A 24,062-nucleotide genomic window follows, 5' to 3' on the forward strand; every position below is an offset into this window, starting at 1 on the left:
GTCCATGCTGCGCGCGGGTGGCCCCCGCTACGGTCCCGGCACATCGCAGGGAGGGAGCCCATGTCGCACACCAGCCGTATCCCCGGCCTCCGGGATCTGCCGGTCGAGGCCCGGCGCACGCTCGTCGCCGAGTCCGCCGGCATCGACCCGCAGCGGGTCGCCGCGTTCGCCCCGGAGCACGGCATGGGGATCGGGCTCGCCGACCACATGATCGAGAACGTCGTCGGTGTGCTGGGTGTGCCGCTGGGCGTCGCCACGAACTTCGTCGTCAACGGCCGCGAGGTGCTCGTGCCGATGGCGAGCGAGGAGGCCTCCGTCGTGGCCGCGGCGTCGAACGCGGCGAAGGTCGCGCGCGTCCACGGGGGGTTCTCCACCTCCTCGACCGAGGCGATCATGCAGGCCCAGGTGCAGGTGATCGGGGTCCGTGATCCGGAGGCCGGCCGCCTGCGGCTGCTCGAGGCCCGTCAGGAGCTCATCGAGCTGGCCAACGCCCAGGATCCCCAGCTGGTCCGCTTGGGCGGCGGGGTCCGCGACATCGCCGTGCGCGTGGTCGGATCCCGTGCCGGGACCTACGTCGTCGCGCACCTGCAGGTCGACGTCCGCGACGCGATGGGCGCCAACGCGGTGAACACGATGGCCGAAGCCGTCGCCGACCGGGCCGGGCAGATCGCGGGCGGTCGCACGCTCCTGCGGATCCTGACCAACAAGGCCGACCTGCGCCTCTCCCGCGCGCGTGCCGTGTTCGACGCCGAGACGCTCGGCGGCGCCGCGGTCGTGGACGACATCGTGCACGCCGCCGCGCTGGCCGAGGCGGATCCCTACCGCGCCGCCACCCACAACAAGGGGATCATGAACGGGATCTCTGCGGTCGTGCTGGCCACCGGCAACGACACGCGCGCGGTGGAAGCCGGTGCGCATTCGCACGCGATCTCGTCCGGCGGGCGCTACACCTCGCTCTCGCGCTTCGAGGAGGACGCCGACGGCAACCTCGTCGGCACGCTGGAGGTGCCGATGCCCGTCGGGCTCGTCGGCGGCGCCACGAAGCTGCACCCGGTGGCGCAGGCCGCGATCGCGCTGCTCGGCGTCACCACCGCCGCCGAGCTCGCCGAGATCATCGTGGCCGTCGGGCTGGCGCAGAACCTCGGCGCGGTGCGGGCACTGGCCACCGAGGGCATCCAGCGCGGTCACATGTCCCTGCACGCGCGCAACGTCGCCTCCACCGCCGGTGCCACCGCCGCGGAGGTCCCCGCAGTGGTGGCCCGGCTGGTCGCCGACCGGATGGTCCGCGCCGACCACGCCGAGCGGGTGCTCGCCGAGCTGCGGTCGGGGTCGGCGTCATGACCGAGCGTCCGGACCAGCTCGCCGAGGTATGGGGCGACGTCGTCGACGTCGTCCACCTCCGCTGGTCGGTCGTCCTGGGCTGTGCACTCGGCCTGCCCTCCTACCTCCTCGCGGCGCTGTTCTTCGGGCAGTTCGCTCCGCCCCAGCTCGCCAAGACCTACGCGCTGCTGGTCGGGCTCGTCGCGTGCCTGGTGGCCGGCGCGATCTGCGCCCGCCTCTTCGCGCCGAAGCGCGCCCTCGTCGAGGAACCCACCGACGACGGCGCGCGGGAGGAGGCGATCCGCGAGCTCATCGCCGAGTCCGGCGAGCTCGGGAGCATCGACGACCTCCCCGAGGCGACCCGCCAGGAGCTGCGCGACCTGGCCATCGAGGACCTGTTCACCGGACCGCCCGACCAGGACGCGGCCGCGCCCGCACCGCAGGTGCCGGACCAGGAGGCGGTCCGACGATGATCTCGACCATTCTCGTCGCGCTCGGGATGGGTCTGCTCGGCGCCGTCGTGTTCTCGGCCATCGGCCTCGTCTCCGGCACCGACGAGACGGCGACCCTGGCCCCGCTCACGCTGCTGGTCGTGCTGGTCGGGGTCCCCGCACCCGGCGTGCTCGCCTTCTTCCTCGCCGGTGCCGTCTCCAAGCACATGACGCACATGATCCCCACTGCGCTGCTCGGCATCCCCGGGGACACGATGGCGGTGCCGTTGCTGCGGGAGGCGAACCTGCTGCGCAGGCTCGGGGTGCCGCACATCGCGCTGCACAAGGCGATCTCCGGCGCCGCGATCGCCGCGTTCATCGCGGTCCCCGTGGCCGTCGGCGCGGCGGCGCTGATCGCGCCGTTCGCCGATCAGGTCACCGCCGTCGCGCCGTACGTGTTCCCGGCCGCCGCGGCGCTCATCGCCTACTTCTCGCGGGGACGCTGGGCCGCGGTCGCGGGCCTCGTCCCGATGGTGCTGGTCATCGCCGCGCTCCAGGCGTTCGTCACGCCCCTGAACGGCTCGTCGCTGAGCATCAGCTTCTTCCTCGGCATCGCGATCGGGCCACTGGTGGCCGACCTGTTCCGGCTCTCCTCACCGTTCGCCCGGGAGTCGATGCGCGAGCAGACCCGCCGCACCTTCTTCCTCGCCCCCGACGTCAAGAGCTGGAAGGGCTGGTTCCCCAACCCGCTCAAGGTCCTGGACCGGTCGCAGAAGACCACCACCGGCGCGAGCGCCGTGGTCTCCAGCCTGACGTTCGTGCTCAGCCCGGTCGCGATGACGGTGGTGCTGGGCGAGGCGGTGGGCGCCCGCACCAAGCACGCCTACCACCGGCTGACCACGATGATGGCGGTCAAGAACGGCGTCACGGAGTCCACCTACATCGCCGAGACGCTCATCCCGCTCGTCGCGATCGGGCTCCCGCTCAGCCCGGTCGCCGCCGGGCCGGCGGCCCCGCTGTTCAACGCGCCGCCGGTGTACACGATCGACGCCGCTTCGGGGGAGTCGCACAACCTGCACGACCTGCTGTCGCCGTGGGAGTTCCTCGGCTACGGCATGCTCGCCGTCCTCCTCGGCGTGGTGGTCGCCTACCCGTTCTCGATGAACTACGCGCGCACCGCCGCCGCCTGGGTGGTGCGCCGGCTGAGCCAGGAAGCGGTCATCGGCACGTTCGCGGGCCTCATCCTCGTGATCTCCGTGTACGAGGGCGGGATCCTCGGCCTGCTCGTCGCCGTCACCGTGGGCATCTTCGGCGGGCTCATGAACAAGCTGCTCGGCATGCACGCCGGCGTGCAGTTCATGGCCTACTACACCGCCGCGCTGTTCGTCCCGACGCTCCTCGGCTAGATCTGCTGCTGCCGATTCGGCCCGCTCCGCGGGCGCTGCCGGCCGGGAGGCGGTGCGCGGTGATCGGCCTGATCAGTACCTGAGGGCGGGCGCTTCGGCAGTGGCGTGCTGGTCGAAGTGATCATGGTCTGTGATCGGTGCGAACAGTGCGTGGGTGCTGTCGCGGTGACGGTCAGGTGCTTCTCGCAACGATCACGACCGGGCATCCGCGGCCCGATTCGGCAACGCCCCCGATCGGGCCGTTCCGCACCGGCCCGGTGACCACCGGAAATCGGCCGGCAACCCCCCTCGCCGCGATCGCCGCGATCGCCGCACGCCGGGCCTGATCACGCGATGGCGTTCGCCCGCGACACACGTGGACCGCGCCACCGTGCTCGCCGCACTCAGGCCCCGACTCGCGCGGGGAGCGCCGCGACTTGCGGGGGTGGTGCCGCGACTCGCGGGGGAGTGGCTCGACTCGTGCGGGGTGGCGCTCGACTCGTGTGTTTGACCTTCTCTACGAGCGCGGCCTACTCTTCGACCATATGCGCAAGCTGTGAGCATATGCTCAAGGAAGAGTGAGAGCGTGCCCCTGCCGAACGTCGACAAACAACGCCTGCTGGTCCGTGCCGCGGTCATGTACTACGCGGAGGGCAAGACCCAGCTGGAGATCGCCCGTCACCTCGGGGTGAGCCGGGCCACCGCCGGACGCCTCGTCGCCCAGGCGCGCGCGTCGGGCATCGTGCGGATCGAGATCGTCTCGGGGATCACCCGGCAGGTGGAGACCGAGCTCGCGCTCGAGTCCGCCTACGGCCTCGAGGAGGTCGTCGTCGTCGACCCCGCCGACACCGACGGCGCGGGCAATGTGGACCTCGGGCAGGGCTGCGCGGACATCCTCGCCCGCCGCCTCGAGCCCGGGAACGTCATCGGGCTGGGCTGGAGCTCCAACCCCAACGAGTGGATCGCGCGCACCGCGGAGGTGCTGCAGACGTTGCGGCGCACTGCGGGTGAGGTCCTCGACGTCACCGTCGTGCAGCTCGCCGGCGCGGCCCCGAGCGACCCGACGCGGGTCAACCCGATGCGCACCGTCTCCGCGGTGGCCGACGCGCTGGGCGCCCACGAGATCCTCATCGCCTCCCCGCTGTACGTCGACAACGCCGCCACCGTGGCCAGCCTGCGCGCCGACCGCGGCATCAGCACCGCCTTCGACACCGCGGCGCGCGCCGACATCTGCATGTTCGGGGTCGGGCACGTGACCCCGACGACCCCGCTGTTCGCCAACGGCTACCTCGACGACGCGAGCCTGCGCCGGCTGCAGGAGCAGGGCGCCGTCGGCGACGCGGTGGGCCGGTTCTTCGACGCCGCCGGCCGTCCGGTCGGGGGCGACCTCGCCGAGCGGACGCTCTCCGTGGACCTCGACGCCCTCCGCTCGCGCCCGCTGCGGGTGGCCGCCGCCGCCGGCCCCGAACGCGTCACGGCGTTGAGAGCCGCGCTCTCGGGCGGCCTCGCGAACGCCGTCGTCACCGACACCCCGACCGCGCAGGCCCTCCTCGCGGCCGCGCCGGGGCGCCGGCCCGAACCCCTCCCCCCGCACCCCGGAAGGACCACACCGTGAACCGACCCGCGATCACGGGCGCTCGCCGGATCGTCATGCTCCTCGCCGGATTCCTGGCCGTCGCCCTCGCCTCCGCCTGCTCCCTCAACGGGCCCGTGACCGACGCGACGGACGGACCGGCGACCGCGACGCCGGCCGGCGCCGAGCAGACGCCCTACCTGCAGGGCCCGCTCACCGTCGGCATCGCCGCGCGGGAGATCGTCAACGACTACAACCGCGACATCGTCGCCGGCGCGGAGGAGGCGTTCCGCGCCGCGGGCGCGACCGTGACCACGACGAACGGCGGCGGCGACGCCACCCGCCACATCAACAACATCCAGACGCTGGTGAACTCAGGAGTCAACGTCCTGCTCATCGAGCTCGGCGACCCCGCGCAGCTCGGCCCGGTGGTGGCGCAGGCGCGGAGCAAGGGCGTGGTCGTCGTCACCGCGGGCGTCGGCTCCACCGTCCCCGGTGCGGTCACCGACGTCGGCGGCGACGAGTCGCTGATGGCCGAGATGATGAGCCGCTCCTTGCTGGACGCGATGAACTACCGCGGCGACCTCTACGCCTTCTGGGTGCCCGGCGCGCCGCTGCTCGAGACGCGGCTGCGGGTGCTGCAGGCCATGGTGGAGGACTACCCGGACGTCACCCTGCACCTGCAGCCCTCGGACTTCAGCCCCGCGCGGGTGCAGTCGCAGATGCAGGCGATCCTCACCTCGAACCCGGACCAGGGGTCGATCGCCGGGGTGTGGGGTGCCTTCGACCAGATGACCTCGGGCGCCGTGCAGGCGATCCAGCAGGCGAACCGGCCGGAGATCGCCGTCGCCTCGATCGACGGCGACCGCGCCACCTTCCCGATGCTCTACGCCCCCAACAGCCCGTTCGTCGCCACCGTCGTGCAGAACGCCCAGCTCATCGGGCAGCTCGCGGCACAGGCCGCGCTCGACGCGCGGGACGGGAAGGAGGTGGCGCCCAACATCTTCACCACCGCGTGGGTCGCCACCCGTCACAACGGGATCGCCGCCGCCGAGCGGCGCTACGGGCCCGGCATCTGGGAGCAGACCAAGCTCGACAAGGCCGAGATCATCGGGCAGTGGCCCCAGACGCAGGACGTGGTGGTCATGCAACCCGTCTCCCCGCGCGGCTGAGGGGGACGACGACATGTCAGAGCTCCTCGACCACGAACCCGCCGGCACCGGCGGCGCCGAGATCGCCGCCGCCGTGCGCGGTGCCGTCGTCCGGTTCGGGCCGACCACCGTCCTGCACGGCGTCGACCTGGAACTCCTCGCCGGTGAGGTGCACGCCCTCGTCGGGCAGAACGGCGCCGGCAAGTCCACGCTCGTGAAGGCGCTGATGGGCGTGAACCCGCTGGCCGCGGGGCACGTCGAGGTCGGCGGGCAACGCGTCGACCTGTCCGGTCCCGAGGATGCGCGCGCACTCGGGCTCGAGATCGTCTACCAGGACCAGCCGCTGGCCCCGCGGATGACGGTCGCGGAGAACATGTTCCTCGGCCGTGAGCGCGTTCGCGCCGGGGTCGTCCTCGATCGCGCCGGGATGCACCGGCGGGCGCGGCAGGTGCTGGAGCGGGTCGGGGCCGACTGCGCCCCCGACGACATCGTCGGCGACCTCACGCCGACGCAGCGCGTGCAGGTGTCGATCGCCGCCGCGCTGGCCGCCGAGCCCCGGGTCCTCGTCCTCGACGAGCCCACCGCGGCACTGGGTGCTGCCGAGTCCGCATCCGTCTTCGACCTCATCCGCGCCGCCCGCGCGGACGGCGTCGCGGTTCTCTACATCTCCCACCGGCTGCACGAGATCACCGCGCTCGCCGACCGGGTCACCGTCCTGCGCGACGGCAGCCGCACGAGCGTGGCGCCCGCGGCGGGCCTGTCGACCCAGGACATCATCGCGGCGATGGTCGGGCGCGACCTCGACGCGTTGTTCCCCGACGTGCCCCACACCCCGGGGGACCCGCTGCTCGAGGTGCGGCACCTGCGCTCGGGCGAGCTGGTGCGCGACATGGACCTGTCGGTGCGGGCCGGGGAGATCGTCGGGCTCGCCGGGCTCGTGGGATCGGGCGCCAGCGAGACCCTGCTGGCCCTGTTCGGGGACCGGCGCGCCACCGGTGACGTGCGCCTCGACGGAGCCGACCTGGCCCCGTCCAGCCCGCTCGCCGCCGTCCGCCGCGGCGTCGCGCTCGTGCCGGAGGAGCGGCGGACCGAGGCCCTGTTCCCCGGGCTGTCGGTCCGCACCAACCTCACCGCGTCGAGCCTGGGCGCCCACTCCCGCGGCGGCGTCCTCTCCGGGGGCCGTGAGCGGCGCACGGCCGAGGACCTCGTCGAACGGCTCGGCATTGTGCCGCGCTCACCGGCGTCCGACGTCGCGACCCTGTCCGGGGGCAACCAGCAGAAGGTCGTGGTCGGGCGCTGGCTCGCCCGCGGCGGGCGCCTGTACCTGGTGGACGAACCCACCGCGGGCGTCGACGTGGCGGCGAAGGCGGAGATCTACCGCCACCTCGGTGAGCTCGCGGCAGGCGGTGCCGCCGTCCTCGTGGTGTCCTCGGACTTCGAGGAGCTCATCGGCCTCTGCGACCGGATCCTGGTGGTGCGCGACGGCGTGGTGGCCGAGGAGGTCGGCCGCGGCGAGGTGGACGAGAAGGAGCTGACCGAGCGCGCCGCCGGAGCGGAGGATCGCGAGGTGCCGGCCGCGGTGGCGAGCGCCCCGGCGCCGGCCGCGCGCCGGCCGGCCTGGCTGCGCCAGGCCGGCGTGGGCATCGCCATGCTCGCGGTCGTGGCGGCGCTCGTCGCCGGGTCGCCCGGGTTCCTGCTCTCCTCCGGGTTCTGGGACGTGCTCCGGCAGGCGGGCACGCCGATGCTGCTGGCGGCGGCGCTCGCCGTCGCCCTCGGAGCCGGGGCGTTCGACCTCTCCGTCGGTGCGGTGGCCCAGCTCGCCGCCACCGTGTCGGCCACCCTCGTGGTCGCGGGCGTCCCCACCCCACTGGTGCTCGTGGCGGGGATCGTCGCGGGAGCGGTGATCGGCGCGATCAACGGGGGAGTGACGGTGCTGCTGCGGGTGCCGTCCTTCGTCGCGACCCTGGGGATGCTCTTCCTCCTCGTGGGGATCACGCTGGGCATCAACGGCGGCCTCGCGGTGCCCGCGGCGGCCCGCTCGTTCCTGCTGCTGGGCCAGGGCTTCGTCGGACCGGTGCCCGCGATCGTCATCACGGCCGTCGTCGTCATCGCCGTCGCAACCGTGGTGTGGCGGTTCACCCCGACGGGCCTGCGGCTGCGCGCCATCGGCGACGACGAGCGCACCACCCGGCTGCGCGGGGTGCGCACCGGGTGGGTCACCGTCAACGCGCTGGCGATCTCCGGCGCCCTGAGCGGGCTCGCCGGCGTGCTGCTGGCCTCCTACGCCAGCGGCGCGACCGCGCGCGACGCCTCGCTGGAGCTGCTGGTCTCCGCGCTGGCCGCCGCGTTCCTCGGTTCGGCGCTCACCCGCACGTTCCTCTTCGACCCGGCCACCGCGGCCGTCGGTTCCCTCTTCGTCACGGCCACCGGCGCCGGGCTCATCGCCAACGGACTCTCCGACGAGTGGCTCGGTGGGGTGCAGGGCGTGGTGCTCCTGCTGGCGGTGCTCGTCGCGGTCGCCAGACGCCGCGCCCTCGGACAGGTGGTGATCTTCTGATGAGTGCCCCGACCCTGTCCCGGCCGTCCCGCCTGGACCCCCTCCGGTCGTACTCCACGGTCCTCGGGATGATCGTGGTGGTGGTGGCCGTGGCGGTCGCCCGGCCGCTGTTCGTCGACCCGCGCAACCTCGCGGCCGTGGCCGTGGACGCCACCGTCCTCGTCGTCCTCGCGGTCGGCCTGAGCGTGCTCATGTCGATGAAGGGCCTCGACCTCTCGATCGCGGCCACCGCCGACCTCGCGGGCTACCTGGCCGCCCGCGCCCTGCTCGACGGGCAGGGCACCCCGGCGGCGGTGCTGATCGCGGTGGCCGTCGGGCTGGCGGTCGGCGTCGTCAACGGTGTGCTCGCCGGGTACCTCGGCGTTCCCGCCATCGTCGCGACGCTCGGGTTGAACCTCGTGCTCACCGCCGTCGCGCTCATCGTGTCCGACAACGGCACGCCCCAGCAGCTCTTCACAGCGCCGATCGACCTCGTGAAGCCGCTGCTGGTGTTCGGCAGCGACTCGTGGGGGCCGATCCGCCTGCTGCTGCTCGCCGCCGCCGTCGTGGTCGCCGTGGCCTGGTTCGCGACGACCCGCACCACCTGGGGCCGCCGGATCGAGCTCGTGGACTCCGGCGCGCGCGCCGCGACACTGGCGGGCACCCCGGTGCGGGCGACGTTCGCGTCCGGGTTCGTGCTCTGCGGCCTGCTGGCCGGGGTCGGCGGGCTCATGCTCACCGCGCGCACCGGGCTGGCCGTGCCCGGCTCGGCCCAGCCGTTCCTGCTCGACGCGTTCACCGCCGTCTACCTCGGGGCGACAGCGTCGCCGCGCGGGCGCATCAGCGTGCTGTGGACCGTGCTCGGCGCCGTGTTCGTCACCCTGCTCGCCAACGGGCTGGTACTGCTGGGCCTCGGCGCGCCGTGGCGCTACGGCCTCAACGGCGCGCTCATCCTGCTCGCGCTCGCGCTCGGCGTCCTGCGGCGCCGCGCGACGCGCTGAATCCGGACGGAAGGACCTGACATGCCACTCACCCTCGATGCCCACAACCACGTCGGCGTGCGCCACGGCGCCAGCCAGACCGGTGCGGAGCTGCTCGCCCGCATCGAGTCCGCCGGCGTCGACCGGGCCTGCGCGTTCCCCTTCGTGGAGGGCGTGTTCAGCAACGACGACGTGGACGCCGCCCGGGCAGCGGACCCCGACCGGATCGTCCCGTTCCTCGCGGTGAACCCGTGGCAGCGCGACGAGGCGGTCGCCGAGATCCACCGCCGCGCCGACAAGGGCTACCGCGGGCTGAAGCTGCACCCCACCATCCACGGGTACCACCTCTCGGACCTGGGGCTGGTCGGGCCGGTGCTCGACGCCGTCCGCGAGCGCGGCCTGGTGGTCATCTGCCACGGCGCCTCCGACCTCTACAACGCGCCGCCGGAGTTCGCACGGGTCTGCCGCGCCTACCCGGAGGTGCCGTTCCTCATGGCGCACAGCGGCACGTTCTGGTCGCACGACCAGGCGGTGGAGATCGCCGGGGAGACACCCAACCTGTACCTGGAGACCGCGCGCGTCCCCGTGTTCGAGGTGGCGACGTCGGTCAAGGAGATCGGGCCGGAGAAGGTCATCTGGGGCACCGACTCACCCTTCGTCGACTACACCTTCGAGTTCGAGAAGATGGCCAGGGCCGCGGGTTCCGAGGATGCCCGGCAGATGGTCTGCGGCGGCAACCTCGCACGCCTGCTCGGGCTCGACTGAGCCGCCGGACGCACAGGAGAAGGAGAAAGCATGCCGCTCACCACGGGTCCGGACGTCGCCACTCCGGCATACGACAGATCCCGGATCACCACCGGCATCGTCCACTTCGGCCTCGGCAACTTCCACCGCGCCCACCAGGCGATGTTCGTCGACCGGCTGATGAGCCGCGGCGAGGCCCTGGACTGGGGGATCTGCGGGGTCGGGGTGCTGCCCGGCGACGCGCGGATGCGCGACGTGCTGGCCGCCCAGGACCACCTGTACACGCTGGTGCTCAAGCACGGGGACGGGAGCACTGAGCCTCGCGTGATCGGCTCGGTGCACGACTACCTGTTCGCCCCCGACGACCCGGAGGCCGTCCTGGCGGTGCTGGCGGCGCCGACGACGCGCATCGTGTCGCTCACCGTCACCGAGGGCGGCTACTTCATCGACCGCACCACCGGCGAGTTCGACGCGAGCGACCCCGGCGTGCAGCGGGATCTGCGGAACCCGCACGAGCCGGCCACGGTGTTCGGCCTGATCACCGAGGGGCTGGCCCGGCGGCGCGCCGCCGGCACGCCCGCGTTCACCGTGATGAGCTGCGACAACCTGCCCGGCAACGGCGAGGTGACCCGACGCGTGGTCACCGCCTACGCCGAGCTGGTCGACCCGGAGCTGGCCGCGTGGATCGCCGCCGAAGTGGCCTTCCCCAACTCCATGGTCGACCGGATCACGCCCGTCACCACCGACGAGGACCGCACGCTGGTGCGCGACGGGTACGGCATCGACGACGGCTGGCCGGTCGTGGCGGAGCCGTTCGTGCAGTGGGTGCTCGAGGACCACTTCCCGGCGGGCCGCCCGGCCTTCGAGGAGGTCGGGGTCCAGGTCGTCGACGACGTGGTGCCCTACGAGCTGATGAAGCTGCGGCTGCTCAACGCGAGCCACCAGGGCCTGGCCTACCCGGGGCTGCTGACCGGGCACACGTTCGCGCACGAGGCGGCCACCGACCCGCTGATCGTCGCCTTCCTCGCCGGGTACATGGCCGAGGCCCGCCCGACGCTGCCCGCCGTGCCGGGCATCGACCTGGACGCCTACGTCGCGGAGCTGTTCGAGCGGTTCGCCAACCCGGCGGTCGCCGACACGCTCGCGCGGCTGGCCACGGACGCGTCCGACCGGATCCCGAAGTTCGTGCTCCCCGCGGTCCGCGACAACATCGCCGCGGGCCGGCCGGTGGACTTCGGCGCGGCGCTCGTCGCCACGTGGGCGCGGTACTCCGAGGGCACAGACGAGGCCGGGCGCCCGGTCCCGATCAACGACGCCCTGCACGAACGCCTGGCCCCGCTGGCCGCGCGCGAGCGCACCGAGCCGCTGGCCTTCCTCGGCGCCACGGACGTGTTCGGCGACCTGGCCGGGCAGCCCGCGTTCACCGAGCCGTACCTGCGCGCGCTGCGCACCTTGCAGGAGGAGGGGACGGCCGCGCTGCTCACCCGCCTGTCCGCCTGACGCCGCGTCGCTGCGCCCCGGTCGCCGTCAGCGGTGTCGGGCCGCGAGCTGTGCGAAGTCGTCGAGCGCCCGGAGGGTCTCGGCCTCGGGGAGGGTGTCGAGCGAGAGGGTGATCTCGTCGACGCCCGCCTCGGCGAACCCGATCAGCGCCGCGGGGTCGGGAGGCGCGGCGAACACGGTGATCGGCACGTTCTCGCGGCCCTGCTCGGCCAGCCACGCGAAGATGGGGTCGAAGTCGACGTGGGCGCCGTGGAACTCGGCCTCGTCGGACGTCCAGATGGCCTTGAGCGCCGCGAGCTGCTCGTCCATGCGGGCACCCCGGGTCGCGGGGTCCGTGCCGTGGTTGCGCATCTCCTCGCGGTTCCACCCGATGCCGACGCCGAACGCGGTCCTGCCGTCGGCGACGAGGTCGAGGCTGGCCACCTGCTTGGCGGTGTGGATGACGTCGCGCTGCGGGAGCAGCACGATCCCGGTGCCGAGCACGAGCCGGGAGGTGACCGCCGCGGCGGCGGTGAGGGCGACGAACGGGTCGAGGGTCCGGTAGTAGATCCGGGGCAGCTCGCCCCCACCCGGGTGCGGGGTCTCGCGGCTCGCCGGGATGTGGGAGTGCTCGGCGATGAACAGCGAGCCGAAGCCCCGCTCCTCGAGCGCCCGTCCCAACGCGTCCGGCCGGATTCCTTCGTCGGTGATGAACGTGGCGGTGCCGAACCTCATGAGGGCGACGTACCCGCCCGGAGCCCGGGCACACCATGATCGGTGGCGGCGGTTCCCGTCGGCTCAGGCGGCGTAGTCGGGCACCTGCACCGCCGCCCCTCCCGTCATCGCGGACGCGTGGGCGCAGATCCCCGGCGCGGTCCAGGCCGCGGCACGGCGGGCGTCGATGAGGGGTGGGCGCGCGTCCACGACGCTGCGCACGAACTCGTCGACGAGGAACGGGTGCGAGCCGCCGTGGTCGGCGCCCACGTTGACCTCGCCCGGCATACCCGGCAGCCGCACGGCGGTGGGCCGCACGAACGGTCGCAGCGGTTCGGGCAGCCGCTCGGGACGGTCCGGCGGGGCCAGCGCGCTCGAGGTGACCCGGTTGCCGCGCCGGTCCGCTGCGGCTCCGGTCATGTCGAACACCGTCAGCTCGCCCTCGTTGTCGATCGGCCACTCGATGCCGCGGTGCTCGCCGTAGATCGAGAAGCCCTCGATGTAGCTGCGCGCGGTCTGGGAGAACGACATCTGGATGTCGGCGAGCACGTCACTGCCGCGCAGCCGGAACAGCCCCATCTCGGTGGGGAAGGGGTTGTCGAAGCCGCCGGTGCGGCGGGTCTCGGCGAGCCGCCCGGCGCCCTGGCACTGCACGCTCGCCACGGTGGTGCCGAGCAGGTGCAGGATCGGCGAGAGCGCGTGCGTCACGTAGTGCATGGGCGGGAAGCCCTGCCAGTACGTCGGGAATCCGTCGAGGTTCTGGATGTGGTAGCCGCGGTAGAGCGTGAGCTCGCCCAGCTCGCCCGCGCGGTGCATCTGCTCGACCGCGAGGTACTCGCGGGCGAAGACGGTGGTCTCCATCATCATGTAGGTCCGGCCCGACGCCTCCTGCGCCGCGATGATGCGGTCGAGATCCTCGAGCGTGGTGGCCATCGGCACGGCGCAGGCCACGTGCTTGCCCGCCTCCAGCGCGGCGACGGTCAGGTCCGCGTGGGTGTGCACCGGTGCGAAGACGTGCACGGCGTCGATCCGCGGGTCGGCGAGGGCGTCGCTGATGTCGCTGTACCCGGAGGAGAGCCGGTACCGGTCGGCCACCGCCTCGCGTCGCTCGCGGTCGGGCTCCACGAGCACCACCCTCGCCACGTCGGGATGGCTGAGGTAGATCGGGACGAACTCCGCGCCGAAGCCCAGGCCGGCGACGGCGACGGTCAGGCCGGTGCTCACGACAGCGCCACCTGCTCCTCCTCGCCGGTCAGGAACGTGACGCCGCCGGTCACGAAGTTCTCCAGGTCGGCGCTCGCGGCCACACCCTCCGGGGAGGCGAGGATCGCGTCCATGGCCGCCTCGTCCGGGGCGTACAGCTCGGCGACGAGGATGTAGTCGGGGTGCCCCTCGAGCCACTGGAGGTTCCAGCCCGTCAGGCCCCGCATCCGCCGGGCGATCGGGACGTGGGTGTCCATGTAGTAGGACCGGAACGCGCCGGGGTCGGTGGGCGTGCCGTACAGGATCGTCATGCGGTACATCCGCGTCAGCTCGCTTCCGTGGTGGGGGGCAGTGCGATCCGCAGGTAGGAGCTCATGTGGTCGACCATGGCGACCTCGGTGGGCAGCCGCTCCATGCTGGAGGCCCCGAGGAACCCGTGGACGCCGGGGACGTCGCGGATCACCTCGCCCGCCTCGGCGGGGGAGTGGATCGGCCCGCCGTGGCAGACGACGAGCACGTCGGGGTTCTTCGCCCGGGCGGCGGCGGCGAGCTCGGCGACCCTGTCCTTCGCCTCGGCGAGCGGGAGCGCGGTCTGCGCCCCGATCATCCCGGAGGTGGTGAGCCCCATGTGCGGGACGACGACGTCGGCGCCGGCCTCGGCCATGGCGGCCGCCTCGTCCGGGTTGGCCACGTAGGTGCAGGTGAACAGGTCCAGCGCGTGGGCCGCGGCGATCATGTCCACCTCCTTGTCGAAGCCCAGCCCGGTCTCCTCGAGGTTGGCGCGGATGATCCCGTCGAACAGGCAGACGGTCGGGTAGTTCTGCACGCCGGAGAAGCCGGCCTCGGCGACCTGGCGCAGGAACTGCGGCATCAGCCGGAACGGGTCGGTGCCGCACACTCCGGCGAGCACCGGCAGGTCCCGCACCACCGGCAGCACCTCGGCGCCCATCTCCATCACGATCGCGTTCGCGTCGCCGTAGGGCATGAGGCCTGCCATCGAGCTGCGCCCGGCCATGCGGAACCGGCCGGAGTTGTAGATGACGACGAAGTCGAGACCGGCGGCCTCGGCGCACTTGGCCGACAGGCCGGTGCCGGCGCCGCCGCCGATGATCGGTCGCCCCTGCGCCACCTTCGCGCGCAGGCGGGTGACGAGCTCGGAACGGGTGGACATGGAAGATCACGTGCCTTTCGTCGTACTGGAGAGGGCGCGGTCCGTCGCCGCGCCGAGGTGGCGGGCGAACTCCGGGTCGTTGACGGCGACGTCGTGGACGTGCAGCGGGATCCGCGGGTCGAGGGCACGCTGCAGGGAGTCGATCAGCGCCGCGTCGGCGTCCGGGTCGTGGAACGGGCCGCCGGGGGCGGAGATCTGGGAGAAGCCGCGCCGCGGCACGTGCACCTCGGTGAACCCGCGCGCGCCGGCGAGCTTGCCGGCGATGATCCGGCCGAGCTCCGCGTTCTCGGCCGGGGAGGTGCGCATGAGCGTCACCGACGGGTTGTGCGCGAGCAGCCGCCGACCGGCGTGCTCGGCGGGCACGGTGTCGCGCGGGCCGAAGTTCACCATGTCCAGCGCGCCGACGCTGACGACCTGGGGCACGCCGTGCGCGGCGGCCGCCTCCAGCCGGTGCGGGCCCGCGGTGCAGACCCCGCCCACCAGCTCGTCGGCCAGCTCGGTGGTGGTGACGTCGGCGACGGCGGCGAACAGGCCGGAGGCGGTCATGGCCTCGAAGGCGCGCCCGCCGGTGCCGGTGCAGTGGAAGACGTGCGTCTCGTTGCCCCGGCTCTGCAGGTGTTCGCCCACGGCCTGCACGCAGGTGGTGGTGACCCCGAACATCGTGGCGCCGACCGCCGGTCTTGCGAGGTCCGGGGCCGGCACCGGCGGCCCGGTGACCATGCCGGCCACGGCGTCGGCGGCGCGGGCCAACACGGGTGTGCTGACCGAGTTCAGCCCGGCGATGTCGACGACCGGGTAGATCATCATCAGGTCGCTGGTGCCGACGTAGGGGCGCGTGTCCCCGGCGACGATCGTGGAGACCAGCACCTTCGGGACGCCGATCGGCAGCGCGGGGGCGACCTGGCTCATCACGTAGCCCGCGTTCGAGCCGCCGAGCACGAGGACGCCCGCCACGCGGCCCTCGCCGTGCAGCCGGCGGACCACCGCGGCGGCGCCGCGCGCCATGGAGGAGACGGCCTCGCTCCGGTCGGCCGCGGCGGCCAGCGTGTCGTGGTCGGCGCCGGCCGCCGCCGCCACCGTGCGGCGATCGACGTCGGGCTCGATGCCGGGCGGGTGCAGCACCGACGTGTCGACAAGCAGGCAGGCCACCCCGGCGGCGACGAGCCGGTCGCGCACGAACCCGTACTCCGCGTGTTTGGTGTCGAGCGCGCCGACGAGCACGACGTTCACTTGACCGCGCCCAGGGAGAGCCCGCTGATCAGCCGCTTCTGGGACACCGCGAACACCACCACGAGCGGCAGCGAGGTGATCACGGCCAGCGCCATCAGGCTGTTCCAGTTGGCCGCGTAGGTGGTGTTCTGCGAGGCGAGCAGGCCGCTCACGGGCAGCACGACCCCTGGCGGCAGGAAGTTGACCGCGTAGACGAACTCGCCCCAGGCGTTGATGAAGATGACGCTCGCGACGGTGAACACGCCGTTGCGCATCATCGGCACCGTGATCGAGCGGAACGAGCGCCACTGCCCGGCGCCGTCGATCACCGCGGCCTCGTACAGCGCGTCCGGCACAGACTGCGCGAACGGACGCAGGAGCATGATCGCGAACGGCAGCATCACCGCGACGTCGGCGAGGATCAGCCCGGGGAGGGTGTTGAGGACCCCCCACTGCGCGAGCACGCTGAACAGCGGGATCACCGTCATCGGCTGCGGGATCATCTGCAGCACGAGCAGCGCGGCGAGCGCGATCGCGATGATCCGCGACGCCGTCTCGTCCAACCGGCGCGCCGCGGCGAAGGCCGCCGGCACCGCCAGCGCCACCACGACGACCGTGACGACCACGCTGATCTGCACCGAGGTGACGATCGCGGCCGCGCCCTCGTCGATGATCTCGCCGTAGGTGGCGAGGGTGGGGGCGAACACCAGCCCGTTCGGGTTCTGCAGGACCTGCGTCTCGCTCTTGAACGAGGTGAGCACGATCCAGGCGAGCGGCAGCAGGTAGAGAAGGCCGAGCGCGACCTTGATGACGGCGAACACGGCCCGGGTCGGTGCACTGGTCATTGCGGGACCTCCGCGTTGATGCGACGCACGTACGGCACCGCGCAGACGGCGACGACGACCATCGACAGCACGGCGACGGTGGCGCCGGTGCTCATGTCGAACTGGGTGAACGCGGTGTAGTACGACAGCACCGGCAAGGTGTTGGTGGAGGAGCCGGGGCCACCCTCGGTGAGCACGTAGAAGAAGTCGAAGCTCTTGAACGCGTAGATCACCGTGAGGATCGCGAGGATCCACATGGTCGGGCGCAGGAGCGGCGCCACGATGCGCGCCCGCGTCATCCAGTAGCCGGCGCCGTCGATGGCGGCGGCCTCGATGACCTCCTTCGGGACGGCGAGCATCGCGCCGCGCAGGATCAGCGTGGCGAACGGCAGCGACGACCAGGCCACGACGCCGGACACCGTCCACAGCGCCGCCACGGGCGAGCTGAGCCAGGGCACCGGCCCGACGCCGACCGTCGCGAGCACGGCGTTGAGCCCGCCGGAGTCGTCGAGCAGGAACTTCCAGACGCTGCCCGCGACCAGCGGTGGCAGCGCCCAGACGAACACCATCAGCCCGAGCACGAGGTTGCTGAGGCGGCCGGGCTCGGCGAGCACCGAAGCGCTGACGAAGCCCAGCGCCAGGTTCGACACCACCAGCACCGCGCAGAGGGCCACGGTGCGCCACAGCGCGTCCCACGTCTCGGAGCTCTGCACGGCGTCGGCGAAGTTGTCGAGGCCGACGAACGACCAGCCGCCGACGATGTTGCTCGGTCCGACGTCGCTGACCGACATCTGGAACAGCACGGCGAGCGGGTAGAGGGCCATCGCGACCAGCACGACCGCGGCCGGCACCCCGAAGCCGAGCGGGGTGAGCGAGGACCGCGTGCGGCGCCGGGGAGGTGGGTCGCCGCGGTGTGCGGTGACGCCGGTGGGGGTGGTGACGACCTGGCTCATGCGCATCCTCCGCCGCCCTGCTCCCGGGCCTCGCCGATGTCGTCGATCGCGGCGCGCGCCCCGTCCTCGGGCGTCTGCTCGCCGGAGATCACCGAGCTGACCGCGGTGCCCAGCGCCTTCTGCATCGCGGCGGTGTTGGGGTTGTTCGGCCATTCCGCCGCGTCGCGGGTGGCCGCGGCGAACGGTGCCACCATGGCGTCGTCCTGCAGCGCGGGTGCCGCCGCGGCCTGCTCGTGCAGCGGGATCGACCCGGCCGCCGCGTACACGGCCTCGCCGCTCTCCGGCGACATCAGCTGCTGCAGGAACTTCCACGCGAGGTCGGGGTGCTGCGACTTCGAGCCGATCGCGAAGCCCTCCCCGCCGGGGAACACCTGGCTGCGCCCGCCGGTCGGCGCCGGGTACCGGGCGGTCCCGTAGCGGAACCCGGCCTCCTCGACGTTGCCCAGCTGCCAGTTGCCGTTGAGGGCGAAGGCGTAGCGGCCGGTCATGAACTGCTGCCACGAGGCGTTCTGGTCCCAGGTGGCCGCCGCGCGGGGCAGCGTGTCCGCCGCGCGCCACCGCCCGATCCGCTCGAACGCCGCCGTCACCTGGCCGGCCTGCTCTGCCAGGTTGCAGTAGCCGACGTCGAGGCCCAGCAGTTGCGGGGCGAAGAGCCATGCCCCCTCGACGTCGGCGGCTCCGGAGAGCGCGACGCCTTCGTACTTCCCGCCGGCCTTCACCGTCTCCATCGCGGCCTGCAGCTCGTCGAGCGTGGTCGGGGGAGCGAGGCCGTACTCGTCGAGGATGTCCTGGTTGTAGTAGAGGCCGATCAGGTTCGTGTAGGACATGAGGTTGAAGATCCGGCCCTCGTCCTCCCACGTCGCGGTGTCGGGGAAGCGGTCCTTGTCGGCGAAGGACTCCCAGTACGGCGTCAGGTCGCGCATCACGCCGCCGGAGACGAGGGTCGGGAAGTCCACCACGATGTTGTTGGTGAACAGGTCCGGCGTGCTGCCGGTGGCGACCGACGCGAGCAGCTTCTGGTCCTGCTGGCTGCCCACGACCTGCACCAGCTCGATCTGCACGCCGGGGTTGTCCTGCTCGAAGCGCTGCGCCTCGCCCTCCAGCCACTCCAGCTGCGTGCCGTCGTAGTACTGCCAGAAGGTCAGCACGGTCGTGCCCGGGCTGCTCGCCGCGACGCTCGAGATCGCGCATCCCGACGTGGTCATGAGCACTGCCAGAGCGAGCGCCAGCAGGCGCAGGGGTGTTCGTGTCATCCGGACCTCCACGGCGGCGTGGTCGTCGCCGGCAGCCTAGGCAGGGTTATGTCGGTACACAAGATAATTATGGCGATTGTCGACATAATGTCCGGACGTTAGGTTGGACGGGCAGACCGAGCGGGGAGGTGGGGATGGCGATGTCCGAGCGCGGCGGCACGCCGACACCCGCGTCCGTGGAGGGGGCCGGCCAGCTCCTGCAGCTCATCCGCACCGGGCACGCCCGCACGGTCACCCAGGTGGCCGCGGCGATGGGGGTGGCGCGCTCGACCACCCTGCAGCGGCTGGAGCACCTGCAGCACCTCGACCTGGTGCGCAGCGAGCTGCGCACCGAGGGGTCTCGCGGCCGGCCCGCCGCCGTCCTCACGTTCCACCCGCGGGCCGGCGTCGTGCTCGCCGCTCACCTCGGCCTCACCGGCGCGCGCGCCGCTGCCACCGACCTGGACGGGCAGGTGCTCGCCGACCGCTTCGTCACCGTCGACGTCGCGCAGGGTCCCCGAGCGCTGCTCGACCTGCTGCAGCGCACGTTCGACGAGTTGGCCCACGAAGCGGGCGGCACCGTCGTCGGCCTGGGCGTGGGGACGCCCTCCACGTTCGAGCTCAAGGCCTACGCCCGCGGCCACGGCCTGTCGGCGCTCGACTGGGACCGCGACCACTTCCGGGACGTGCTGGCCGAGCACCACCAGGTCCCGGTGCTGCTCGACCTGGACGTCAACATGCTCGCGCTGGCCGAGCACCGCGCGTCGTGGCCGGACGCCGAGGTGCTCGTGTGCGTCAAGGCGGGCACGCTGATCGACGCCTCGGTCGTCGTGCACGGCGTGCCGGTGCGCGGCGCCAACAGGCTCGCGGGCGAGCTCGGGCACATCAAGGTGGTCGGCGCCGACGACCCGTGCGCCTGCGGCAGCGCCGGATGCCTGGACGCCGTCGCCAGCGGGAGCGCGCTGGTGCGGCAGATGGTGGCCGCGGGCCACCAGGTCGACCACGTCTCGCAGGTGGTGCAGCGGGCAGAGGACGGGGACCCGGAGGCGGCGCACCTCGTCCGGCGCTCCGGGAGGCGGATCGGTGAGGTCCTGTCGTCGGTGGTGAACCTGCTGAACCCCGCCGGCATCTCCATGTGGGGCTACCTCACCGAGTCCGAGTCCCTGCTCGCCGGCGTCCGCGAGTCGCTCTACCAGACCGCCCTGCCCGGCTCCAGCGAACACCTGCGGCTGGCTCCCACGTCGCTGGGGCCGCTGGCCGGCGTGCGGGGCGCGGCGCTGTCGGTGATCGACGCCGTGCTGGAGCCGCGGGCCGTCGAGCAGACGATCCGCACCCGCTCCTGGTCGGTGGCCGGCCGGCAGTAGGCGTCGGGTCAGGAGCTCTCCGCCGGTGGTGTGGCCGCCGCCGTCGGGTCGGGCCGCGGCGTCGTGGCGAGGCTGACCCCGACGAGGGCGAGGAGCGCGAGGGGGAGGGAGACCAGCACGCTGTTCCAGTCGAACGGCTTGTCCAGGACGAACTCCCAGCCGACCGTGGCGACGATGCCGGTGATGATCGAGGCGATGGCGCCTGCGGACGTGGCCCGCTTCCACAGGAACACGGCGAGCAGCGACGGGGTGACGACCGCGCCGTACATCGTGTAGGAGAAGACCTGGATCTCCAGCACGCTCGGGAAGAACTCGCCGATGGCGTAGGCGAACAGGCCCAGCGCGACGATGGCGATGCGGGTGAGGAGCAGCTCCCGCGGCGCGCTGTGCTCGCGGCGGGTGAGCGAGCGGTGGATGTCGTGCACCAGGTTGCCCGCGGCCGACAGCAGGTAGGAGTTGCCGGTGGTGATGATGAACGCGGTGCCTGCCATCAGCAGCAACGCCCCGAAGGCCACGGGCAGGGTGTCGGTGGCCAGGCGCAGGATGGCCGTGTCCGGCGCGATCCCCGGGAGCAGCACGGCGGCACCGGAGGCGAGCACGATGACCGCGCCGTAGAAGAGCACGTCACCGGCCAGGAAGCCGAGGGTGGACTTCTTCGCGATCTCCGGGGTCTGCGCGGCGCTGAAGCGCTGGTACATGTTCTGGTCGCCGAGGATCAGCAGCAGTGTGGGCAGCACGTAGCCCACCATCTGGATCGGGCTGAGCCCGCCGCTCCAGGTCATGTGGTCGGCCGGCAGGCTCGCGGCGAGGCCGCCGAACCCGCCGACACCCACCAGCACGAAGACGAAGCCACCGACGAGGGCCACCGTGATCAGCAACGCGCTGATCGCGTCGGTGTAGGCCACCGAGATCAGCCCGCCGCTGAACGCCAGGAACACGATCACGGCGAGCCCGGCGAGCTTCGCGACCTCCTCCGGGAAGCCGGTCGTCAGGTGCAGGATGTAGCCGAGGCCGCGCACCTGCTCCGACATGATCCCGGTGTAGGCGAGCAGGATCGCGAACGCGGTGACCAGGCGCACGGACGGCCCGTAGCGGCTCTCCATGATCTCGGGCACCGTGTACTTGCCCCACTGGCGCACGCGCCGGGCCAGGAACAGGTACATGACGAGGATGCCGACCGGCGCCCCGAGGCTGTAGAAGATGCTGGCCAGCGGGCCGTAGGTGTAGGAGAAGCTGGCCCTGCCGATGATCGTGCCGGCACCGGTCCAGGTGGCCAGGAGCGTGCCGGTGAGCACCAGCCGCCCCAGCCGTTGCCCGGCGAGCATGAAATCGTGGTTGTTCTTGACCTTGCGGGCCGCCCAGACCCCGATGGCGATCATCACGGCGACGTAGGTGCAGATCGCACCCAGGATCACGGCATTGTTGTCCACGTCGGCCACCGACCCTTCGCGTCAGTCGCCGCGGTGCGCGACGACGTCGCCCGCCTGGACCACCGTGCGCACGTTCGCGGGGTTCGCGAGCATCTCGATGTCCTCCAGCGGGTCTCCGGCGAGGACGACGAGGTCGGCGTGGGCACCGGGGGAGAGGGTGCCGATCTCCCCGGCCATGCCCACGAGCCGGGCGGCGGTCGTCGTGGCGGACCGGATGACGTCGATCGGTGCCTGGACCTCCGCACGGATGCGGAACTCCTCGTTCTCCCGGTGCTGCATGCCCCCGAGCAGGTCGGTGCCGTAGGCGATCCGCACCCCGGCGCGAGCTGCGCGCTCCAGCGCGCCGAGCCCGCCGTCCAGGACCTCGTCGATCTTCTCCCAGCTCGCGCGGGGTAGCCCGTGCTCCTGGCCCTCGCCCTTCAGCGCGACGTAGGTGACGAGGGTCGGGACGAGGAACGCGTCCTTCTCCACGAGGAGCTCGAGGGTGCGCTCGTCGAGCAGGTTGCCGTGCTCCACGCAGCGCACGCCCGCCTCGAGCGCGCGGTTGATCGCCCGGGCCGGGTAGGCGTGCACGGTGACGTACCGCTCCGCGGCCTCGGCCTCCTCGACCACGGCCCGCAGCTCCTCCATCGAGTACTGGGTGGAGGTGATCCGGTCGCCGAGCGACGAGACCCCGCCGGAGGCGTGGACCTTGAGGTGGTGGGCCCCGCGGCGCAGCTCGTCGCGGGCCGCGCGGCGCACCTCGTCCACGCCGTCGGCGACGCGCCCGGTGCCGGCGCAGCACGGGTGGTTGTCGATGAGGTTCGCCTCGACCGGGCGCTTGTCGCCGTGCCCGCCGGTCTGGCTCAGCGACTTGCCGCCGTAGATCAGCCGGGGGCCGCGGGCCAGTCCCTGCTGCTGGGCCCGCGCGAGGCCGTAATCCGCTCCACCCGTGTCGCGGACCGTGGTGAACCCGCGGTCCAGCATGGCGCCCATGTTCCGGATCGCCCCGGCCGTGACGTAGCTGGGCGGCAGGCCCGCGACGGCGGTGAGGTTGCCGCTGACCGCGATCACGTGCACGTGGCAGTCGATCAACCCGGGCAGTACGTGCGCGCCGCGGACGTCGAGCACGCGGGCGTCGCGAGGAGCGTCGAGCCGGTCGCCGACCTCGGCGATGCGCCCGTCGCGGCACAGCAGGTCGGCCGGTCGCTGGTCACCGGAGTCGACGTCGAGCACGTGGGCGTTGCGGACGAGCAGCGGTGAGGTCAACGATGTCCCCTCGAAGCGGCGTTGTGGTCACCCAGTAGAGGATGATGCGCTCGATCTGTCAATATCCGTGCTAGCGCACGCTGGATCGTTCATATCGCAGGGGTGTGCTAGAAACGCGCAGGTGACGGACACGCTCGAGGCCGGTGACCTCGACCTGGTCGCGGCGCTGCAGATCGCGCCGCGCGCAGGCGTACGCGTGCTCGCCGACGTGCTCGGGGTGTCCACAGGCACCGTCAGCCGCCGGATGACCAGGCTGCGCGACCAGCACGGCATGCGTGTGGTCGGGCAGGTGCCGTGGTGGGTCGCGGGCGACGCGACCCCGCACCACGTCTGGATCTCCACGGCTCCCGGGCGGACGGACGCCGTCGCCACGGCCATCGCCGAGCTCGACGAAGCGCAGTTCGTCGCCACCACCACCGGCCGCGCCGACGTGTACTGCATCCTGCACCCCGCCCGGCGTGCCGCCGCGGCCGCGCTGCTCACCGCGACGCTCCCGTCGATCCCCGGCGTCGCCCACACCCACTCCGAGCTCGGCCTGCACCGGTACCAGTCCGGCTCGAGCTGGCGGTTGGACCGGCTGGGCGAGGACCGCGAGCGGCGGCTCATGGCGCACCGGCACGGCGCGGCTCCGACAGGGCCCGGACGGCTCGGCGCGGACGAGGCCGGGATCGCCCGCGTGCTCCAGCGCGACGGCAGGGCGAGCGCGGCCGAGATCGCGCGCGAGGCGGGGATGAGCGCGTCCACCGCCTACCGGCTCACCCAGTCGCTGCTGGAACGCGGGCTCGTGCAGCCGCGGATCGAGATCGAGCCGGCGCTGCTCGGCCACCCGCTGGAGGCCGTCGTGTCGCTGTCCACCTCCGCCGGGACGATGCAGGAGATCGCCACCGCGTTGAGCACCCACCCGTCGGCGCGCTACGTCAGTACGGTCGCGGGCACCTCGTCGGTCATCCACCACGGCCTGTTCCGCCACGAGGACGACCTGTCCGACTTCCTGGCGCGGGACCTCGGGCGTCACCCCGGCGTCACGCGCTTCGAGATCTCGATCGTGCTCCGCGTCCTGATGCGGTACTGGACCCCGCGCGCCGTGCCCGCTCGCTAGTGCCGAGCCGCGCGCG

Annotated in this window: 21 protein-coding genes; 11 read left to right on the forward strand and 10 right to left on the reverse strand. The window is 72.6% G+C overall.

Annotated elements, in window-relative coordinates:
- Window positions 1-60: 60 nt before the first annotated feature.
- The 9 genes from CFP66_RS25730 (at window position 61) to CFP66_RS25770 (ending at window position 11,620) form a co-directional block, all read left to right on the forward strand.
- Window positions 61-1,341 carry a hydroxymethylglutaryl-CoA reductase, degradative gene (locus tag CFP66_RS25730; protein WP_094927727.1) on the forward strand — a complete coding sequence of 427 codons (1,281 nt, stop codon included), beginning with the start codon at window positions 61-63 and terminating at the stop codon, window positions 1,339-1,341.
- The gene (locus CFP66_RS25735) at window positions 1,338-1,793 is read left to right on the forward strand and encodes a hypothetical protein (protein WP_094927728.1); all 456 of its coding nucleotides are present in this window, start codon (window positions 1,338-1,340) and stop codon (window positions 1,791-1,793) included. The genes CFP66_RS25730 and CFP66_RS25735 overlap by 4 nt, the downstream gene beginning before the upstream one ends.
- Window positions 1,790-3,157: a tripartite tricarboxylate transporter permease gene (locus CFP66_RS25740; protein ID WP_094927729.1), complete on the forward strand. Its 1,368-nt coding sequence runs from the start codon at window positions 1,790-1,792 to the stop codon at window positions 3,155-3,157. The genes CFP66_RS25735 and CFP66_RS25740 overlap by 4 nt, the downstream gene beginning before the upstream one ends.
- A 565-nt stretch (window positions 3,158-3,722) precedes the next feature.
- On the forward strand, window positions 3,723-4,751 hold the full coding sequence (locus tag CFP66_RS25745; protein WP_094927730.1) for a sugar-binding transcriptional regulator: 1,029 nt from the start codon (window positions 3,723-3,725) through the stop codon (window positions 4,749-4,751).
- Entirely contained in the window at window positions 4,748-5,881 is a 1,134-nt protein-coding gene (locus CFP66_RS25750; RefSeq protein ID WP_094927731.1) for a substrate-binding domain-containing protein, read from the forward strand. Before CFP66_RS25745 ends, CFP66_RS25750 begins: the two co-directional genes overlap by 4 nt.
- A gap of 13 nt (window positions 5,882-5,894) precedes the next feature.
- Window positions 5,895-8,417 carry an ATP-binding cassette domain-containing protein gene (locus tag CFP66_RS25755; protein WP_094927732.1) on the forward strand — a complete coding sequence of 841 codons (2,523 nt, stop codon included), beginning with the start codon at window positions 5,895-5,897 and terminating at the stop codon, window positions 8,415-8,417.
- The gene (locus CFP66_RS25760; RefSeq protein WP_094927733.1) at window positions 8,417-9,397 is read left to right on the forward strand and encodes an ABC transporter permease; all 981 of its coding nucleotides are present in this window, start codon (window positions 8,417-8,419) and stop codon (window positions 9,395-9,397) included. Before CFP66_RS25755 ends, CFP66_RS25760 begins: the two co-directional genes overlap by 1 nt.
- A 21-nt stretch (window positions 9,398-9,418) precedes the next feature.
- Complete coding sequence (locus CFP66_RS25765) at window positions 9,419-10,141, forward strand: amidohydrolase family protein (RefSeq protein ID WP_094927734.1); 723 nt, start codon at window positions 9,419-9,421, stop codon at window positions 10,139-10,141.
- A gap of 30 nt (window positions 10,142-10,171) precedes the next feature.
- Window positions 10,172-11,620, forward strand: coding sequence for a mannitol dehydrogenase family protein (locus CFP66_RS25770; protein WP_094927735.1), 1,449 nt, complete (start codon window positions 10,172-10,174; stop codon window positions 11,618-11,620).
- 27 nt (window positions 11,621-11,647) lie between these two features.
- On the opposite strand, the gene CFP66_RS25775 is transcribed toward CFP66_RS25770, so the two are convergent.
- The 8 genes from CFP66_RS25775 to CFP66_RS25810 all read right to left on the reverse strand — a co-directional run bounded on the left by CFP66_RS25775 (window position 11,648) and on the right by CFP66_RS25810 (window position 18,926).
- Window positions 11,648-12,334: a TIGR03619 family F420-dependent LLM class oxidoreductase gene (locus tag CFP66_RS25775; RefSeq protein ID WP_094927736.1), complete on the reverse strand. Its 687-nt coding sequence runs from the start codon at window positions 12,332-12,334 to the stop codon at window positions 11,648-11,650.
- 63 nt (window positions 12,335-12,397) lie between these two features.
- On the reverse strand, window positions 12,398-13,537 hold the full coding sequence (locus tag CFP66_RS25780; RefSeq protein WP_094927737.1) for a Gfo/Idh/MocA family protein: 1,140 nt from the start codon (window positions 13,535-13,537) through the stop codon (window positions 12,398-12,400).
- Window positions 13,534-13,827 carry an EthD family reductase gene (locus tag CFP66_RS25785; protein ID WP_233159714.1) on the reverse strand — a complete coding sequence of 98 codons (294 nt, stop codon included), beginning with the start codon at window positions 13,825-13,827 and terminating at the stop codon, window positions 13,534-13,536. The genes CFP66_RS25780 and CFP66_RS25785 overlap by 4 nt, the downstream gene beginning before the upstream one ends.
- Before the next feature lie 14 nt (window positions 13,828-13,841).
- Window positions 13,842-14,687: a phosphoenolpyruvate hydrolase family protein gene (locus tag CFP66_RS25790; protein ID WP_094927739.1), complete on the reverse strand. Its 846-nt coding sequence runs from the start codon at window positions 14,685-14,687 to the stop codon at window positions 13,842-13,844.
- Between the two features lie 6 nt (window positions 14,688-14,693).
- Window positions 14,694-15,917, reverse strand: a complete 1,224-nt coding sequence (locus CFP66_RS25795) for a Tm-1-like ATP-binding domain-containing protein (RefSeq protein WP_094927740.1) — start codon at window positions 15,915-15,917, stop codon at window positions 14,694-14,696.
- Window positions 15,914-16,741 (reverse strand): carbohydrate ABC transporter permease, encoded by an 828-nt coding sequence (locus CFP66_RS25800; protein WP_094927741.1) that lies wholly within the window; start codon window positions 16,739-16,741, stop codon window positions 15,914-15,916. Before CFP66_RS25800 ends, CFP66_RS25795 begins: the two co-directional genes overlap by 4 nt.
- Window positions 16,738-17,673 carry a carbohydrate ABC transporter permease gene (locus CFP66_RS25805; protein ID WP_158228214.1) on the reverse strand — a complete coding sequence of 312 codons (936 nt, stop codon included), beginning with the start codon at window positions 17,671-17,673 and terminating at the stop codon, window positions 16,738-16,740. The genes CFP66_RS25800 and CFP66_RS25805 overlap by 4 nt, the downstream gene beginning before the upstream one ends.
- The gene (locus CFP66_RS25810) at window positions 17,670-18,926 is read right to left on the reverse strand and encodes a sugar ABC transporter substrate-binding protein (RefSeq protein WP_143517380.1); all 1,257 of its coding nucleotides are present in this window, start codon (window positions 18,924-18,926) and stop codon (window positions 17,670-17,672) included. Before CFP66_RS25810 ends, CFP66_RS25805 begins: the two co-directional genes overlap by 4 nt.
- A 134-nt stretch (window positions 18,927-19,060) precedes the next feature.
- Here CFP66_RS25810 and CFP66_RS25815 point away from each other — a divergent pair, with 134 nt between their 5' ends.
- Window positions 19,061-20,269, forward strand: a complete 1,209-nt coding sequence (locus tag CFP66_RS25815; RefSeq protein WP_094927744.1) for an ROK family transcriptional regulator — start codon at window positions 19,061-19,063, stop codon at window positions 20,267-20,269.
- An 8-nt stretch (window positions 20,270-20,277) separates the two neighbouring features.
- Here CFP66_RS25815 and CFP66_RS25820 read toward each other — a convergent pair whose 3' ends face one another.
- Both CFP66_RS25820 and CFP66_RS25825 read right to left on the reverse strand, forming a co-directional pair.
- Window positions 20,278-21,708, reverse strand: a complete 1,431-nt coding sequence (locus CFP66_RS25820) for a sodium:solute symporter (RefSeq protein ID WP_198961666.1) — start codon at window positions 21,706-21,708, stop codon at window positions 20,278-20,280.
- Window positions 21,709-21,720: 12 nt separating this feature from the next.
- Window positions 21,721-22,947 carry an amidohydrolase family protein gene (locus tag CFP66_RS25825; RefSeq protein WP_094927745.1) on the reverse strand — a complete coding sequence of 409 codons (1,227 nt, stop codon included), beginning with the start codon at window positions 22,945-22,947 and terminating at the stop codon, window positions 21,721-21,723.
- A gap of 121 nt (window positions 22,948-23,068) precedes the next feature.
- Here CFP66_RS25825 and CFP66_RS25830 point away from each other — a divergent pair, with 121 nt between their 5' ends.
- Window positions 23,069-24,046 carry an Lrp/AsnC family transcriptional regulator gene (locus tag CFP66_RS25830; RefSeq protein WP_233159715.1) on the forward strand — a complete coding sequence of 326 codons (978 nt, stop codon included), beginning with the start codon at window positions 23,069-23,071 and terminating at the stop codon, window positions 24,044-24,046.
- Window positions 24,047-24,062 lie beyond the last annotated feature (16 nt).

The organism is Pseudonocardia sp. MH-G8, assembly GCF_002262885.1.
Lineage (GTDB): Bacteria > Actinomycetota > Actinomycetes > Mycobacteriales > Pseudonocardiaceae > Pseudonocardia.